13 protein-coding genes and 1 pseudogene are annotated in these 16,513 nt (G+C 71.4%); 8 read left to right on the top strand and 6 right to left on the bottom strand.

Annotated features, from left to right (window positions below; translation table 11 throughout):
- Positions 1–13 precede the first annotated feature (13 nt).
- The 3 genes and pseudogenes from RV983_RS30975 to RV983_RS30965 all read right to left on the bottom strand — a co-directional run bounded on the left by RV983_RS30975 (position 14) and on the right by RV983_RS30965 (position 4,765).
- Complete coding sequence (locus RV983_RS30975) at positions 14–736, bottom strand: pyridoxine/pyridoxamine 5'-phosphate oxidase (protein ID WP_475988999.1); 723 nt, start codon at positions 734–736, stop codon at positions 14–16.
- A gap of 70 nt (positions 737–806) precedes the next feature.
- On the bottom strand, positions 807–2,231 hold the full coding sequence (locus RV983_RS30970) for a ricin-type beta-trefoil lectin domain protein (protein ID WP_475988998.1): 1,425 nt from the start codon (positions 2,229–2,231) through the stop codon (positions 807–809).
- A 286-nt stretch (positions 2,232–2,517) separates the two neighbouring features.
- A pseudogene (locus RV983_RS30965) lies at positions 2,518–4,765 on the bottom strand (RICIN domain-containing protein).
- A gap of 570 nt (positions 4,766–5,335) precedes the next feature.
- On the opposite strand from RV983_RS30965, the gene RV983_RS30960 reads away from it, so the two are divergent.
- The gene (locus RV983_RS30960) at positions 5,336–6,643 is read left to right on the top strand and encodes an RICIN domain-containing protein (RefSeq protein WP_475988997.1); all 1,308 of its coding nucleotides are present in this window, start codon (positions 5,336–5,338) and stop codon (positions 6,641–6,643) included.
- A gap of 15 nt (positions 6,644–6,658) precedes the next feature.
- Here the strand turns inward: RV983_RS30960 and RV983_RS30955 are convergent, their stop codons facing one another.
- Both RV983_RS30955 and RV983_RS30950 read right to left on the bottom strand, forming a co-directional pair.
- The gene (locus tag RV983_RS30955) at positions 6,659–7,027 is read right to left on the bottom strand and encodes a cupin domain-containing protein (protein WP_401594822.1); all 369 of its coding nucleotides are present in this window, start codon (positions 7,025–7,027) and stop codon (positions 6,659–6,661) included.
- 50 nt (positions 7,028–7,077) lie between these two features.
- On the bottom strand, positions 7,078–7,926 hold the full coding sequence (locus RV983_RS30950; RefSeq protein WP_475988996.1) for an NAD(P)H-binding protein: 849 nt from the start codon (positions 7,924–7,926) through the stop codon (positions 7,078–7,080).
- Positions 7,927–8,045: 119 nt separating this feature from the next.
- Between RV983_RS30950 and RV983_RS30945 the strand changes: the two genes are divergently transcribed.
- Positions 8,046–8,435 (top strand): winged helix-turn-helix transcriptional regulator, encoded by a 390-nt coding sequence (locus tag RV983_RS30945; protein ID WP_475988995.1) that lies wholly within the window; start codon positions 8,046–8,048, stop codon positions 8,433–8,435.
- Positions 8,436–8,523: 88 nt separating this feature from the next.
- Here the strand turns inward: RV983_RS30945 and RV983_RS30940 are convergent, their stop codons facing one another.
- Positions 8,524–10,797: a glycoside hydrolase family 3 N-terminal domain-containing protein gene (locus RV983_RS30940; protein ID WP_475988994.1), complete on the bottom strand. Its 2,274-nt coding sequence runs from the start codon at positions 10,795–10,797 to the stop codon at positions 8,524–8,526.
- Positions 10,798–10,904: 107 nt separating this feature from the next.
- Between RV983_RS30940 and RV983_RS30935 the strand changes: the two genes are divergently transcribed.
- The 6 genes from RV983_RS30935 to RV983_RS30910 all read left to right on the top strand — a co-directional run bounded on the left by RV983_RS30935 (position 10,905) and on the right by RV983_RS30910 (position 16,467).
- Entirely contained in the window at positions 10,905–11,990 is a 1,086-nt protein-coding gene (locus tag RV983_RS30935) for a LacI family DNA-binding transcriptional regulator (protein WP_475988993.1), read from the top strand.
- Positions 11,991–12,058: 68 nt separating this feature from the next.
- Entirely contained in the window at positions 12,059–12,682 is a 624-nt protein-coding gene (locus tag RV983_RS30930) for a hypothetical protein (protein ID WP_475988992.1), read from the top strand.
- Positions 12,683–12,797: 115 nt separating this feature from the next.
- A complete protein-coding gene (locus tag RV983_RS30925; RefSeq protein WP_475988991.1) occupies positions 12,798–13,523 on the top strand; it encodes a molybdopterin-dependent oxidoreductase in 726 nt (241 codons plus the stop codon).
- A complete protein-coding gene (locus RV983_RS30920) occupies positions 13,468–14,163 on the top strand; it encodes a cytochrome b/b6 domain-containing protein (protein ID WP_475988990.1) in 696 nt (231 codons plus the stop codon). The genes RV983_RS30925 and RV983_RS30920 overlap by 56 nt, the downstream gene beginning before the upstream one ends.
- Before the next feature lie 722 nt (positions 14,164–14,885).
- Positions 14,886–15,494, top strand: a complete 609-nt coding sequence (wrbA, locus tag RV983_RS30915; RefSeq protein ID WP_475988989.1) for an NAD(P)H:quinone oxidoreductase — start codon at positions 14,886–14,888, stop codon at positions 15,492–15,494.
- A 274-nt stretch (positions 15,495–15,768) separates the two neighbouring features.
- Complete coding sequence (locus RV983_RS30910; protein WP_475988988.1) at positions 15,769–16,467, top strand: SDR family oxidoreductase; 699 nt, start codon at positions 15,769–15,771, stop codon at positions 16,465–16,467.
- Positions 16,468–16,513 lie beyond the last annotated feature (46 nt).

Below are 16,513 nucleotides of genomic sequence, written 5' to 3'. Positions count from 1 at the left end.
GGGCCGGAGCGCCTCAGGGCCAGAGCAGACCCCGCGTCCAGCCCCCGGGCGCCGCCGGGTCGCGCAGGTAGCGCAGCCGGAGGTGGCCTCGGTCGGGGTCGGCCTGCCAGAACTCGGCCTCGTCGGCGACGAGCCGGTAGACGGTGTGCCCCTCCGGGACGTCCTCCGGGGTGGCGGCGACATGCGCGACGGCCCGTCGCCGCGCCTGCTCGTACGCGGCCCGGCCGTCGAGCGGAGCGCTCATGACGCCGGTGAAACCGGCGGCCCGTGAGGCCTCGCGGCGGCCGAGGAAGTCACGGCGGGCGGTGTCCCGGTCCAGGATCTCCACCGCCCCGGCCATCCTGATCTGCCGGCCGTGGCGGGGCCAGTACCAGGTGAGGGAGGCGTACGGACGCTCCGCCAGGTCACGTCCCTTCCTGCTGGCCGCCTCGGAGGCGAAGTCGAGGGCGCAGCGCTCGATGTCGACGCCGCGCAGCATGAGCACCCGGGCCGAAGGGCGGCCGTCGGCGCCGGCCGTGGCGAGGGTCATGACGTGCGGCTCCGGCACCCCGTCGTCGAGGGCACGCGCCAGCCAGCGGGCGAACACCGGTCCGGGCGCCGGCCCGGCGGCGGCCGGGTCGAAGCCGGGCAGCGGGCCGGCCAGCACGGGGGCGGAACGCATGCGCTCACGGAGGGAGTCGGCGGTCACGGGGTCCTGGGCGGTTTCGCCGCAGACGCCGGGCTTGTCGTCGGTCACGTCACGATCCTCACACGCCGCCGCCCGGCGCACACACGGTGCACCGGGCGGCCGCGCGCCTGTCCCCCTGTCAGGCCGGAAGGTGGAACTGCTGGTTGGTGCCGCCGGCGCAGGTCCAGATCTGCAGCCGGGCCGCGTTGGCCGTCGACTTGTCGGTGACGTCGAGGCACTTGCCCGACGCGGGGTTCAGCAGGGTGTCGCCGCTGGCGCGCTGCCAGACCTGGGCTCCGGTGCCGTTGCAGTCGTACAGCTGCACCTTGGTGCCGTTGGCGGTGCCGGCGGCGGTCAGGTCCATGCACTTGCCGAGAGCGCGGACGGTGCCGTCGGTGCCCACGGTCCACTGCTGGGCGGTGGTGCCGTTGCAGTCGTACATCTGGACGGCGGTGCCGTTGGCGCTGCTCGCGGCGGCCACGTCGATGCACTTGCCGCCGAGGCCGGTGATCTGGCCGGTGGAACCGGTGGGCGGCGGGGTGGTTCCGCCGCCGGTGATGGTGTTGGCGATACTGGAGAACTGCCAGGCGCTCTGCGATGTGCCGCTACAGGTGTCCGAGAGCTGGCCGTTGGTGGCGCAGGCCTTGTCGCGACCGAGCGACCAGAAGGCGAGCTCCTGGATGCCCTTGGACTTGGCGAAGTTGGCGAGCGTGGTGGCGTTGCCGGTGGTGAAGGTCTCGGCGGTAGTGTCGTTGACCCCGATCATCGGGGTGTTGCCCTCCATCGCCCACAGCTGCGCGTCGGTCTTGGTGGTCCAGATCGCGCCGAGCTGGCTGCGCAGAGCGGTGGCGGCGTCGGTGGCCGCCTTGCCCATGTCCATGGCCGGTCCGTAGTCCATCGTCATGATGTTGACGAGGTTGACGTTCAGCCCGTTGCTCTTGGCGTTGTTCAGCAGGCTGATCGAGTTGGACTCCAGGCCGGTCGGGTTGACCGGGAGGGTGTACTGCACGTCGAGCTTGCGGCCGGCGGCCGCGTACTCCTGCTGGAGCTGGGCCAGCGCCTTGTTGCGGCGGTCGTTGGCGGCGGTGTTGTCGAGCTGGCCGCCCTCGACGTCGAGGTCGATGCGGGTGAGGTTGAGGGCGTCGACGACCTTCTTGTACTGCGCCTTCAGCGAGGAGACGCTCGTACAGGAGACGCCGATCTCGGTGCCGGAGGCGCCGCCGAAGGAGGCGATGACATCGCCGCCCGCGGCCCGCAGGGAGTTGATCGCGGAGGTCCAGCCGGCGTCGGTGACGGGCGTGTCGCCGTTGAACATGGCGTTGCAGCCGCCGCCGTCGATGACAAAGGCCAGCGTGAAGTACTTCAGGCCGGTGGCGTTGCGGGCATTGGTCATCGCCGAGGGCGAGTTCCAGGTCTCGACGTACGGCGCGGCGTACTGGGCGGGGAAGCCGGGGCCGGGGTTGGCCGCGGCGCTGGCGGAGCCGCCGGTGGCGACGACGGCGGTGGCGGCCATGGCGAGGACGGCGGGGGCGGTGGCAAGGGCTCTGACGGCGTTTTTCAGCACAGGACGACTCCTGTCGTGGGCACGGTGAGGTGCGCGCTGTGGGGGTGGTGCGCCGCGGGGACGGCGTGGGGGGCCTTGATCAGCTGTTCATGTAGGTGAACACCACACCACTACATGAACAGCTGATGGCCGATGACGGTATGGACTAGACCAGCTCCGCGTCAACCCCCTGCGCCGTGGGAATCCACGGACCGTCAGGGCACCGCCAGGTGGACGCGGGCGTACCGGGGAGCGGGGCCGCCGTCGCCGTGTGAACGGCGGCCCCGCCTCGGCCGGGTCCCCTTGGCTAGGGACCCGAGACCAGGTTGGCCACGTTGCTGGAGGAGTTGGACGGTCCTCCGGTGTTGTTGATCACGTGGCTGATGGTGCCGGTGCCGCCGAGCGAGACGGTCACCATGTCGTGGAAGCGGACCCCGCCCACCGCCGGCGCCTCGAAGGCGCGGTCGGCGACCACGGACGGGTTGACGTTGAAGTAGCAGTAGCTGCCCAGGCCCCACGCCTCATGGCTGGTGACCGACGGGCTGACCTTGTAGGCGTCGTAGCCGCGCACCGAACCGTTCATCCAGGAGGCCTGGTTGGGCGGGTCGTACGGCATCTCGTTCTGGAAGAAGTACGTGCGGCCGCCGTTGCCGTTCCAGAGCACCTGGTGCTGCTGGTAGTGCTCCACGAACAGGCCGTACATCGTCACATCGGTGCCGTTGACGATCAGGCCGTTGGCGGCCGTGTTGCTGGTCCAGCCGACGCCGCTGCCGTGGTCGGCGCGCCACAGCCACATGTGGTCACCGATGACGTCGGAGCTGTTGACCACCAGGCTCTGCGTGGCCTTGCCGACGCCCGCGCCGCCGATGCGGAAGAAGACGTCGTGCAGCGAGGTCGGATCGGCGGTGTGCCGCGTGCCCGAGCCGGCCGGGCCGACCTGCATCAGCGTCTGCGAGTTGGTCGTGCCGGCGTCGATGAGCAGGCCGGCGATCTTCACACCGTCCACGTCGGCCACGTTGACCGCCGTGATCCCGTTGTCCGGGACGATGGTCGCCAGGCCCAGGCCCAGCACCACGGTGTCGGCGCGGTTGATGTTGAGCGTCTGGTTGAGGTGGTAGACGCCGGGCGTGAACAGCAGGTTCTTGCCCTGGGCGAGCGCGCCGTTGATCTCGGTCGCCGTGGCGCCGGGCTTGACGATGAAGAACTGGTCGATCGGCAGCGAGCTGCCCGCCGGGCTGCCGCCCGCCCAGCTCGTGCCCTGGCTGTTGGTGCGCAGCGCCGGGACGAAGACCTTGTAGGCGCCGGCCGAGTCCACGTACAGGAACGGCTTCTCGCGGGTCACCGGGGACTGCGGGACCGTGGTGTACGGCGGGTTCGGGAAGGTGTTCGCGGGCGCGTTGACGTCACCGACGAAGACCATGTTCCAGTTGGAGCCGGTCCAGCTGCCCCACTGGCTGTTGCGCGACAGCCACTGCTGCTGCGAGCCGGAGCGCACCTGGCCGTCGATCTTGGAGTCGGCGATGAGACCGCCGCTGGACCAGCCGCCGTCGTCCAGCTGGAGGTTGCCGCGGACGTGCATGCGCCGGTACGGGGCCGCCTGCGAGACCGCCCATCGGTCGGTGCCGCCGGTCGGGTTGACGGAGAGGTTCTCCGCGGAGCGCCAGAAGTTCTGGGTGGCGTTGCCCTGGAACCAGTCGGCCTCGGCGTGGACCGCGCCGTTGATGGTCACGTCGTCCGGCGACAGGCCGAGGCCCGCGACCTGGGTGTAGAAGCCGACGTTGGCGTCCACGCTGTAGCTGCCCGGCTTGAACAGCAGGGCGTAGCGCTGCGCGCCGAACTGGTTGGACTCCTGCTGGCCGAAGACCTGGTTGAGCCGGCCCTGGATGGAGGCCGAGGACATCGACGGGTCGAAGACGGAGACGTTGGGACCGAAGTCGGGGGTGCCGGGCGGGTTCTGCGGCGCGTCGGTGGAGCCGAGGCTGAAGGACTGGGCCGCGGTTCCGTTGCAGGTGTACTGCTGCATGCGCGCGGCGTCGGCGGTGGACGCCGACGGCACGTCGAGGCACTTGCCGCTGTTGCGGTTGACGAAGTGGTAGGTGCCGCCGGTCTCCTCCACCGGCAGCCACTGCTGGTTGGCGCCGGACGAGTACGACCACAGCTGCACCGGTGCGCCGTCGGCGGTGGAGACGTCGGTGATGTCCCACGACTTGGTGGCGTCGTTGCGGTTGTTGACCCGTACGTATCCGTCGCTGGTCGCCTGGAACTGCCACTGCTGCGCGGTGGCAGTTCCACTGCTGCGCGGTGGTCCCGTTGCAGGCGTACTGCTGGACTGCGGTGCCGTTGGCGGTGGCCGCGGCGGCGGCGTCGACGCACTTCCCGCTGTGCTTGGCGGCGACCGTCACCCAGCCGGTGGGAACGGCGGCCTGGGCCTGGGGGGCGAGCACGACGGTGGACAGGCCCGAGGCGAACAGCGCGCCGAGGGCGAACGGCAGGACGCGGCGCCGGATCCGACTGCGGCCGGGGGCGTCCGGAGACGGTGTTCCGAGGATTGTCATGGATGCTCCTGTGCCGCGCGGGGCGCGGCGCCGTGGGGGGCGGGCATGCCGGATCGAGCGTCGGCATGCAGGAGTGTGAAGAGGTGCTACGAGGTTCACCGGACAGGCGGCGTCCGGTTGCGACAGCGGCTGAAAGGTCTGGACAACCTTTCTTCACGGCGTGAAGTTAGGCTCATGGAGGGGACACGTCAAGGGGTGGCGCTACGGATGCCGAACTCCCGCCGATTCGTGGTAAAGACTCAACTCGCCCCAGGCATGCGGTGTTTGAGCAGCCCAAACACCGGGCATCCAGGCGGCCCCGGCGGCGGCCGCCGTCAGCGGTCAATGATCAACACTTGAACGCGGGCCTTCTCACCGGCACAGCGTGCCACTCCGGCCCTCACGGCCGGTACCGCTCCGACTGGTCTGTACCAAAGCCTTGACGGCGACCTTCCTTCACTCCTTAAATCACAACGTTGACAAAGGTCTCCCCACGGATTCCCCCCACCGCTCCACCGTTCAACGCCGTTCACCACCCTTCACCCTCACCGGCGCCCCCACCCGCGCACGCCGACACGGGAAGGACCCCCCATGACCGCTCTCTCCACCGCCGCCCGGCGCGCCGCCGGCCGCCTCTTACTGCTGTTCGCCGTACTCCTCGGCATCACCGCCGCCCCCGCCGTCACCGGCCCCGGCGCCGCGGCCGCCACGCCCTTCAAGGTGATCGCCTTCTACAACGGCACCTACGACGCGGCCCACATCAACTTCGTCGGGGAAGCCAACCGGTGGTTCCCGCAGCAGGCTGCGGCAGGCGGCTTCACGTACACCTCGACGAACAACTGGAACCTGCTGGCCGACAGCGCCGCGCTGAAGCAGTACCAGGTCGTCCTCTTCCTCGACGACGCCCCGCAGACCGCCGCCCAGCGCTCCGGCTTCGAGACCTACATGCGCGGCGGCGGCGGCTGGATGGGCTTCCACGTCTCCGCGTTCACGAGCAGCGCGTCCAGCTGGCCCTGGTACTACAACCAGTTCCTGGGCAGCGGGAACTTCGCCACCAACACCTGGGGCCCCACCTCCGCCGTACTGCGCGTCGAGGACCGCACCCACCCCTCGACCAGCCGGCTGCCCGCGACGTTCACCTCGGCCGTCAGCGAGTGGTACAGCTGGAGCAACGACCTGCGGAACAACCCCGACATCGACATCCTGGCGTCCGTCGACCCGGTCAGCTTCCCGCTGGGCACCGACCCCAACCAGTCCTGGTACAGCGGCTACTACCCGATCCTGTGGACCAACACCAAGTACCGGATGCTGTACGCCAACTTCGGCCACAACGCGATGAACTACGACACCAACACCGGCCTGTCGTCGACCTTCGCGAGCGCGACCCAGAACACCTTCCTGCTCGACGGCCTCAAGTGGCTCGGCACCGGCTCCACGGGCGACCCCAACCCGCCCACCGGTACCGTGCCCAGCGGCTGGGCGACGGTCGCCGCCAAGCACAGCGGCAAGTGCGTCGACGCCGCCGCCGCGGCCACCGCCAACGGCACGGCGGTGCAGCAGTACACCTGCAACGGCACCACCGCGCAGAACTGGCAGTTCCAGCCCACCAGTGACGGCTACTACCGCGTCAACAACCGGAACGACGCGACCAAGTCGTGGGACGTCACCGACGTCTCCACCGCCGACGCCGCCAAGATCCAGCTCTGGTCGTACTCGTCCGGCGCCAACCAGCAGTGGCTGCCGGTCGCCGAGACCGGTGGGACGTTCCACTTCGTCAACCGCAACAGCGGCAAGTGCCTCGACGTGCCGTCGGCGTCCACCGCCGACGCCGCGCGCCTGCAGCAGTACACCTGCAACGGCACCGCCGCCCAGTCCTTCCAGCTGACCGCCCGGCCCTGACACCGGACGGCCCCGTCAGGCCGTCCGTACCCCGTAACCGGGTACGGACGGCCAACGCACCGTCAGCACGACGGACTCCTCCTCCGCATGCCAGGAGTGGTCCACCCCGCGCCCCCACACCACGTAGTCGCCCTGCTCCGCGAGGACCACGCTGCGCCCCGGCAACTCGACCCGGAAGCGGCCGCTGATCAGCACCAGCACCGCCGTGCGCGCCTCCCCCCGCACCCACGCCGCGCGCTCGTCGCCCTTCGGGTGCACCCCCCACTTGATCTCCACATCCGTGCTGTGCCGGGGGTCGCCGGCCTCCTTGAAGTGGCCCAGGAGCCAGCCCCGGTCCAGTGCCGCGTCCCGGCCCGCGTTGCCCACGTACACGCTGTCGTCCATGGCCGGACGCTAACACCTTGCTGGTCGGGGGCCTGTTCCCGCACACCGCCTCAGCGGAAGGCGGCGGCGTTGCGCGCCGCCCAGGCGGCGAACGGCTGTGCGGGACGGCCGAGCAGCCCCTCGGTGTCGGGACTGACACGCCGCTCCTCGGCGAGCGGCTCCCCCAGGATGTCCAGGGTGCCGTCCGCGACGGCCTCCGGCATGAAGCGCAGCATGCCCGACCGCGCCTCCTCCCGGCTCAGTTCGACGAAACGCAGCGGCGCGCCCAGCGCCTCGCCGATGGCCGCCGCCTGCTCGCGCGGCGAGACGGGCACGGGGCCCGTCACCTCGTAGGTGCGTCCGGCGTGGACGTCGTCGCGCAGGACGACGGCCGCGACCCCGGCGATGTCGGCGGGGTCGACGACGGGAAGCGCGACGTCCGGGAAGGGGGCGGCCACCGTGCGCGCCGTGCGCACCGACTCCGCCCAGGCGAAGGCGTTGGAGGCGAAACCGCCGCCCCGCAGGACCGTCCAGTCGGTGCCGGACTCGCGCACCGCCGCCTCGAAGGCCCGCAGCGGCTCATGGGAGACCGCCTCCGGGCGGGTGCCCGCGGCCTGTGAGGAGAGCAGCACGACGCGCCGCACCCCGGCCGCCTTGGCTGCGCCGACGAGGTCGTACGGCCGGCCGCCGGGCGCGAGAAGGTCCCCGGCCGGGAGCAGGAACAGCGTCTCGGCGCCGTCCAGCGCCGCGCGCAGCTCCTCCGGGGCCGTCAGGTCGATCCGGCGATGGCGTACACCGGCGGGGAGTCGGCCCTGCGCCGGGGTCCTGCGGGAGAGCGCGGTCACCTGTTCCCCCGCCGCGGCGAGTGCCCGGACGAGCGGCTGTCCGACGTTCCCGGTGGCACCTGTTACTGCGATCATGTTCGGCTCCGTTTCGGCCCGTTGACTGCGACTCGACGAAGCTAACAGCGCAGGTATAGTAGGTACCTAGAGGATAGTGACTATGCCGAACCCCGCCGACCATCGACCAAGGGGCCCCGATGAGCAGTCCCTCCGCCCGCACTGTCCCGTCCCCGGCCGCCGAACCCGCGCTGGCCTGCCCGATCAGCCCGGTCGTCGACATGGTGTTCAGCCGCTGGACCACCCCGATCCTGTGGACCCTGCACGCCCACGGCCGGCAGCGTTTCGTGGAACTCCAGCGCAGGATCGGCGCGGTCACCCCGAAGGTCCTGACGCAGCGTCTGCGCCAGCTGGAGCGCGACGGCCTGGTGATCCGTACGTACCACCCCGAGGTGCCGCCCCGCGTCGAGTACGAGATCAGCGAGCTGGGCGGCAGCCTGGCGCCGCTGTTCGCGTCGCTCGCGCACTGGTCGCAGGAGCACCTGGGCGAGGTGGACCGGGCGCGGACGCGCTACGACGACGAGCAATGACGTACCCGGCCCGGCCGGTACGGTCCCGCAACGCCGGACGCCGGGGACCACGGGCCCGGTGCGGCCCGCGGTCCCCGGCGCGCCGCGCCTAACGCAGCACCACGTCGGCGGTCTTGTCCCCCGCGGTGAAGGTGTACGTGCCCCGCTCGACCCGCGGCGTCCCCGAGCCGTCGATGTCCCCGGGCGTCACCGCGAGCGCGCTCTTGGCGAAGTCCAGCCGTACGGTCCTGTGCTCGCCGGCCCTGAGGTGGACCTTCGTGAACGCCACCAGCTTGCGCGCGGGTGCGAGCACATCGCTGACCGGCCGCGACGCGTAGACCGGGACCACCAGGTCCCCGTCCCGGCCACCGGTGTTGGAGACCGTCACCTTGACGCCCTTGGTGTCCGCGGTGAGGGCGTCGAAACTGTACGTCGTGTACGACAGGCCCGCGCCGAAGGCGTAGAGCGGGTCGTAGGAGGACTCCGGGCCGCCGTTGGTGCCCGGCAGCTGCTGGTAGTACATCGGCTCGTCGCCGATGTTCTTCGGCCAGGACACCGGCATCCGGCCGCTCGGGTTCACCTTGCCGAAGAGCACGTCGGCGACGGCATGGCCGCCCTCGGTGCCCGGCAGCCAGGACATCAGCAGGCCCTGCGTGCCCTCGGCGTCACCCAGCACCAGGGGGCGCCCGGCCACGACGACGGTGACGACCGGCTTGCCGCTCGCCTTCAAGGACTTCACCAGCGCCTGCTGATCGGCCGTCAGTTCCGGGCGGGGGCTGTCCGCGGCGCCCTCGGCGGCGGCCTTCTCGCCGACGACGACGACCGTCAGGTCCGCGTTCCCCGCCTGGGCGACGGCGTCCTCGGCGGTCTTGGCCTGCACCACCTCGGTCCCGGCGGGCGCGGCCTCACGGATGCCCTTCAGGATGGTCGTACCGGGGAGCGTCACCCCGTCGGGCACGCCCTGCCAGCCGATGGTCCAGCCGCCCGCCTGGTCGTTGATGTCGTCCGCGTAGGAGCCCGCGACGACGATCCGCTTGGCGGAGGGGCTCACCGGCAGCACGCCGCCCTCGTTGCGCAGCAGCACCTGGGACTCTGCGGCGGCGGTACGCGCCAGGCCGGCGTCGGCACCGTTCACCGCGGCGTCGGCCTTGGCGGCGTCGACGTACGGGTGCTCGAAGAGGCCGAGTTCGAACTTCATCCGCAGGATGCGGCCGACTGCCTCGTCGATCCGCCGCTGCGGGACCAGGTGGCGGTTCACCGCGGTCTTCAGGCCCTCGCTCCACTCCTTGGCGAAGTACGGCTCCATCGCCATGTCGAGGCCCGCGTTGACGGCCAGCGCGATCGCCTCGGGGTAGTCGGCGGCGATCTTGTAGCGGGTCTGCAGGGCGCGGACGTCCTCCCAGTCGCTGACGGTCACGCCCTTGAATCCCCACTGCTGCCGCAGCACCTTCGTGAGCAGGTACGTCGACGCGGTGGCCGGAACGCCGTTGACGGCACCGGAGTTGACCATGACGGACTTGGCGCCCGACTGCACGGCCTGCTTGTACGAGGGCAGGATGGTGTCCTGGAGATAGCGGATCGAGACGTCGGCGGGCACGCGGTCATGGCCGTTGGCCGGCTCGGAGTAGCCGCCGAAGTGCTTGACGGTGGCGGCCACCCGCTTGGCGCCCTTGGCGTGCTCGGCACCGTCGACCGCGGCGGCGGCCAGGGTCCCGGCGAGCAGCGGGTCCTCGCCGTACGTCTCGTAGTAGCGGCCCCACCGCTGGTCGCGGGCGAGGTCGGCGACCGGGGCGAAGTTCCAGTCGATGCCGGTGGCGGCGACGGCGCGGGCCGTGGCGGCGGAGGAGTCGTGCACGGTGCCCGGGTCCCAGGTGGCGCCCAGACCGATCTGGTGCGGGAAGATCGTGGCGCCGAGCACGTTGTTGTGCCCGTGCACCCCGTCCACGCCGTACACGATCGGAATGTGCAGCCGCGAGTTGGTGATGGCGTACTTCTGCACGGCGTTGACCATCGTGGCCCAGTCCTTCGGGGTGTTCTTGGCGGGGGCCATGCCGCCGCCGGAGATCACCGAGCCGACCGGGTAGTCGGCGAGGACGGTCTTCATACAGCTCTCGTTGAGCTCGCCGCCGCTCCATTCGCAGTCGCCCTGGATCCGGGCGACGGCGATCTGGTCCATCTGGCCGATCTTCTCGTCCAGCGTCATGCGCTTGAGGAGGTCCTTCACGCGCAGGTCCACCGGCGCCCCGGCCCGCGTGTAGACGGGGCCGTCGGCCTGGGCGGGCACCGACGCGACGGCGGCGGCGCAGGCGGCGGCCGTGGCGAGGACGACGAGGTTTCTCAGGCGTGAGCGAGTGAGGCGTGTGCGCGGTTCTTTCGCAGGCATCGCAGGCATCCCGTTCCTGTCCGGCCCCGTTGGGGGCGCTGGCCGTAAACGTTTCCGGCTGCTGTCGCCCCTAGAGCCTGACGCTGACATGACATATCGTCAAGACGGTGAGCGTGCCGCGAACTTCCGGAGACCAGACCCCCGTCCCCCCGCCCCAGGGCGCCACCGCCGTCACCCTGCGCGAACTGGCCCGGCGCAGCGGAGTGTCCACCGCGACGGTCTCACGGGCGCTCAACGACCGGGCCGACGTCAGCGAGGCCACCCGTGAACGCATCCGCCGGCTCGCCGGCGAACTCGGCTACGCCCCCAACGAACCGGCCCGCACCCTGGTCCGCCGCCGCTCGGACACCATCGGCCTGCTGTGGGACACCTGGCACGAGTCGCAGGGGCTGCACCACCCCTTCCTCCAGGGCCTGCTGAGCTCGGTGCGCACCGCGCTGTCCGACGCCGGATACCACCTCATGCTGCTGACGACGGCCGGCCCCGGCGACCCGGACGGGGTGTACGTCCAGGCGGTGCGCCGGCACAGCCTGGAGGGCGTCATCGTCATGGGGCGCCCGGCCGACGACCGCGCCCTGCGCGTGCTCGCCGCCTCCGGGACCCCCTGCGCCGGCCTCGACGTCACCCTCGACGGCCCGCGCACGGCGAGCGTCACCTCCGACAACGCCGCGGGCGCCGGGACGGCGGTGTCCCATCTGCACGCGCTCGGCCACCGCAGGATCGCCACCGTCACCGGCCCTCCCGAACTCCCGCCCGCCGCCGGGCGGCTGGCGGGCTTCCACGCCGCGTGCGATCGCCTCGGGGTCCCCGCGCGGGAGGAGTACGTGGTCACCGGTGACTTCTTCCTCGAGAGCGGCCGCCGGGCCGTGCACCGCCTGCTCGCCCTGCCGGAGCCCCCGACCGCACTGTTCGCGGCGGGCGACCTCATGGCCGTCGGCGCCCTGCGCGCCGCCGCCGAAGCCGGCCGGTCCGTGCCGCACGACCTGGCCGTGGTCGGCTTCGACGACATCGACGCCGCGACCCTCGTCAGCCCCGCCCTCACCACCGTCGCGCAGGACCGCCGCGCCCTCGGCGCCGCCGCCGTGGCCGCCCTGCGCGACCTGCTCGGCCCGGGTCCTGCCGGGCGCCGCGCCCCCTCGGTGGTGCCGACCCGGCTGGTCGTCCGCGGCACCTGCGGGGCCGCACCGTCCTGACCGCACGTCACCTTCCGGCGGGTTGCGGCATTCACGTGATGTGTCCGGGTACGTATCCGGTTATGCGCATGACCCGCCCCGCCGCCCGCACCCTGGTCGCAACCCTCGCCGTCATCGCCGCGGCCGCCCTCGCCGCGTGCGACCCGGCGGACGACGGCACCAGCGACCGGCCCTCCGGCGGCCGCACCACGGCCACCGCCACCGCCACCGCCACGGCAGCCGACCTGCCCGACCTCCACGGAATGGGGTTGCAGGCCGCCCAGGACCGGGCCCGGTCGCTCGGCTTCCACCGGCTGGACTCGCACGACTCCCTGGGCCGGGGGCGCGAGCAGATCTGGGACCGCGACTGGAAGGTCTGCTTCCAGAGCCCCGCCCCGGGACGCCGTTCCACCGGGGCCACCGTCGACCTCGGAACGGTCAAGCTCGCCGAGACCTGCCCCACGAGCGACGCGACCGCACCCCCGACGGCCCGCACCACCATGCCCGACCTCACGGGCACATCCCTGAAACTGGCGCGACAGGCCCTCCCCTCCGCGACGAGCATCACCGCCGAGGACGCGACGAAGAAGGATCGCTTCATCCTCCTGGAGAGCAATTGGCGGGTGTGCTCGCAGACCCCTTCGCCCGGCGCCGCACTGCACGGGCAGCCGGTGTCCTTCAAGGCCGTGAAATTCGGCGAACGCTGCCCCTGACGCGGCGGTACGCTCACGGCCACCTCGGCCATAACCACCTTGACAGGTGACTTGACCTCATGCGAAGGTCGTCACTCTTCCAGCGGGTGATGGGCGAGGAGAGGCTTCGTGAGGCATGGCTGAACGACGGAATCGCGCGGCCGACGGCACGCCGGTGGCCCGGCGGACGATGCTCGCCATGCTCGGCGCGGGAGCCGCGGGCGTCGCCACCGCTCCCTGGGCACAGCGCGGGTGGGAGAAGTTCCTCGGCGCCGCCTCCCAGGTCGACCCCATCGGGATCACCGGAGTACTGCCCAACCCGGGGGGCTTTCGCTACTACAGCGTCGTGGGTTCCGTGCCGCGCAAGGACGCGACGAACTACCGGCTGGGGATCGGCGGCCTCGTCGACCGCCCGAGGACGTACACCCTCGACGACCTGCGCGCCCTGCCGCAGACCCGGATCGTCCACGACGTCCAGTGCACGGACGGATGGCGGGTGGCCGACACCCCGTTCACCGGAGTGCGGCTGTCGGACCTCCTCGACGCGTCCGGCGTACGGCCCGACGGCACCGCCGTCCACTTCACCTGCTTCGACGGCGTCTACACCGAGAGCCTCACCCTCGACCAGGCCCGCCGCTCCGACGTCATGGTGGCGCTGACCATGCAGGGCAAGCCCATCAGCCACGAGCACGGCGGGCCCGTCCGGCTCTACGTGGCGCCCATGTACTTCTACAAATCGGCCAAGTGGCTGTCCGGAATCACCGTGACCGACCAGGTCATACCCGGCTACTGGGAGGAGTACGGCTATGCCGTCGACGGCTGGCTCGACGGAGCCGACAAGCACGGCGGCGCCGCGGCATGAACACCAGGGAGCGATCGCCCGGTTCACCCGTGCGGAACGCCTGATCCACCGGGCCACCGGCTGGTTGATGCTGCTCTGCCTGACAACCGCGGCCTGCCTGTACCTGTCCCCGCTGGCCCAGTTGGTGGGCCGCCGCCACTTGGTCGCCACGGTCCACGAGTGGTCGGGGATCCTGCTGCCGCTGCCCTTCCTGCTCGGCCTGGCCTCACCCGCGTTCCGCGCCGACCTGCGGAAGCTGAACCGCTTCACCGAGTACGACAGGCAGTGGCTGCGCGCGGTCGGAAAGCGCCTGACCTCACCGGACGCCCGGCCGGCCGGCAAGTTCAACGCGGGACAGAAGATCTACGCGGGCTGGATCGCAGGAGCCGTCCTGACCATGATGGCCACCGGCCTCCTGATGTGGTTCACCGGCGTGCTGCCGTCGGTCTCCCGCACCAGCGCGATCTTCGTGCACGACATCTTGGCCTGGGCCATCGCCGCCGTCCTGTTCGGCCACCTGCGCATGGCGTTCCGCGACCCGCAGGCCCGGCTCGGGATGCGCACGGGGTATGTGGAGCGGAAGTGGGCACGCCGGCTGCATCCCCGCTGGCTGGACGATGAGCCGCCCCCCGAACAGCGCTCCGGCCCGGCCGGCCGGTGACAACCGCCACACCTGCCCGGCCAGGTACCGGGATGCGCAACCGAATCGCCGTCCCCGTGGCGGTCGTCGCCACGCCAGCGTCCGACCTGCGGTGACGCATCCCGATCCAGCCGTTCCGTGTCCCGACGTCGTGATGCGGGGCACCCTGGCCGCGGCGATCCGGGCGCAGGCACAGGAAGGCGGCTTCTCTGTCCACGCTGCAGCACCGCGTCGGCCTGGCCGTCACCCCGTGGCGGTTCGAGCGGCGGGAGTCGATCCGCGACGAGGATCCGCTCATCGGCATGCGGCTCATCCCGGGTGACACTGGCGATGTGATCGCCACTGAGTGACGCCCCCCTGGCCGCGCCGTTCGTGTGCCTGACGGCCCCCCCTTCCGCGTCGGCTTCCTCGACGAGAGCGGCCAGGAAGTCCCCGGCACGGATGTGACCCTGCTCGGCAACATGAGCGCCGGAGTCCGACACAGAGCCTCTGCGCGCCGGCCGCTCGCCCTCCGGGGCGATCCGAGCCGCCACGGGCCGCCACGGGCCGCTTGCTGCCGCGGCGTGGACACCACGACGTCACGCACCGGCGCCGACCTGCGCTTCCGCCCTATGAGGCACCCCCTCCCCGGCACCGCACCCACCCCTTTGACAGTTGTCGACCGGTCGTCTACTTTGCAATAGCCGACCGGTCCACTATTTCGGTCGCCGTCATCTACCCCCACACACAAACGGAGCACCCCTGTGGCCACCCCCGTGAAGATCGCCATCGTCTACTACTCCTCCACCGGCACCATCACCGGGATCGCCAGGGAGTTGCACGACGCCGCACTGAAGTCCGGCGCCGAGGTCCGCCTCGTCAAGGCCGCCGAGCTGGCCCCGCAGGCCGCGATCGACAGCAATCCCGCCTGGGCCGCCAACCACGCGGCCACCGCCGGCGTCCCCCACGCCACCCCCGAGGACATCGAGTGGGCCGACGCCGTGATCTTCGGTACCCCGACCCGCTTCGGCAACGTCTCCGCGCAGCTCAAGCAGTTCATCGACACGCTCGGCGGCCTGTGGGCCCAGGGCAAGCTGGCCGACAAGGTCTACAGCGGCTTCGTCTCCAGCGCGACCGCCCACGCCGGTCAGGAGTCGACGCTGCTGGCGCTCTACAACTCCATCCACCACTTCGGCGGCATCACGGTCACCCCCGGCTTCACCGACCCGACCAAGTTCGTCGACGGCAACCCCTACGGCACCTCCCACGTGGACGGCCAGGGCAACAACCCCATCGACGACATCACCCGCACCGCCGCCCGCGTCCAGGCCGAGCGCGTCGTGCGGCTGGCCGCGCGGATCAAGACGGCCTGACGCCCCGGCACAACCACGCCTGGAGGTTCCGTGGGCCGACGCCGCCATGGGCGGCGCCGGCCCACAGGCATCTAACTTGCATTATTCAAGTCAGACGCTAACCTGGGTCCATCAGGCGCGTTGGTGCCTGTGACCGAGCCTTCGGGATTTCCGGGCGGCCTCGATGCCACCCCGATCGCGCCGGGTGGCGCGGCAGCGGCCGTGGAACCGCCGCCCGCCCCGCGCACGGTCGTACAGGGCTCCGCCCCGGGCGCCCGTCACAAAGGAAGCCCCCATGAACATCGAAGGTTCGGTCGCCCTGGTGACCGGCGCGAATCGCGGAATCGGCCGGGCGTTCGCCCGCGCACTGCTCGACCGCGGCGCGGCCAAGGTCTACGCCGGTGTCCGCGATCCGGCGAGCGTGGCCGATCAGGACTTCGTCCCGCTGCGCCTGGACGTCACCGACCCCGACCAGGTCGCGGCGGCCGCCGCCGTCGCCGGTGACGTCAGTGTCCTGATCAACAACGCGGGGGTCGGCGGAGCGACCGCCGGCCTCCTCGAAGGCCCCTTGGACGGCCCGCGCCAGGCGATGGAGGTCAACTACTTCGGCACCTGGAGCGTCTCCCGCGCGTTCGCGCCGATCCTGGCCCGCAACGGCGGAGGGGCCGTGGTGAACATGCTGTCGCTGGCCTCCTGGGTCGGGCAGCCGGCGTTCCCCGGCTACGCGGCCTCCAAGGCGGCGCAGTGGTCGTTGACGGACGCCCTGCGGCAGGGGCTTGCCGCGCAAGGGACCCTGGTCGTCGGCGTGCACTCGGGTTTCGTGGACACCGACCTCAGCGCCTGGACGGACGCGCCGAAGATCAGTGCCGCCACCGTGGCCGAACTGACCATGGACGCCCTGGCCGCGGGCCTGCCCGAGGTCCTCACCGATGAGGACACCCGGCGCGTCAAGGCCATGCTGTCGCAGCCCGTGGGCCCCGCCCCCGGCAACTGACGCGCATCGCGCGGCTGGATACACGTGAACTCCACCGAACCCAAGG

This window comes from Streptomyces sp. RLA123 (assembly GCF_056270165.1).
The sequence above is the reverse complement of the archived record's forward strand: the minus strand, read 5'-3'. Positions and strand labels throughout refer to the sequence as shown.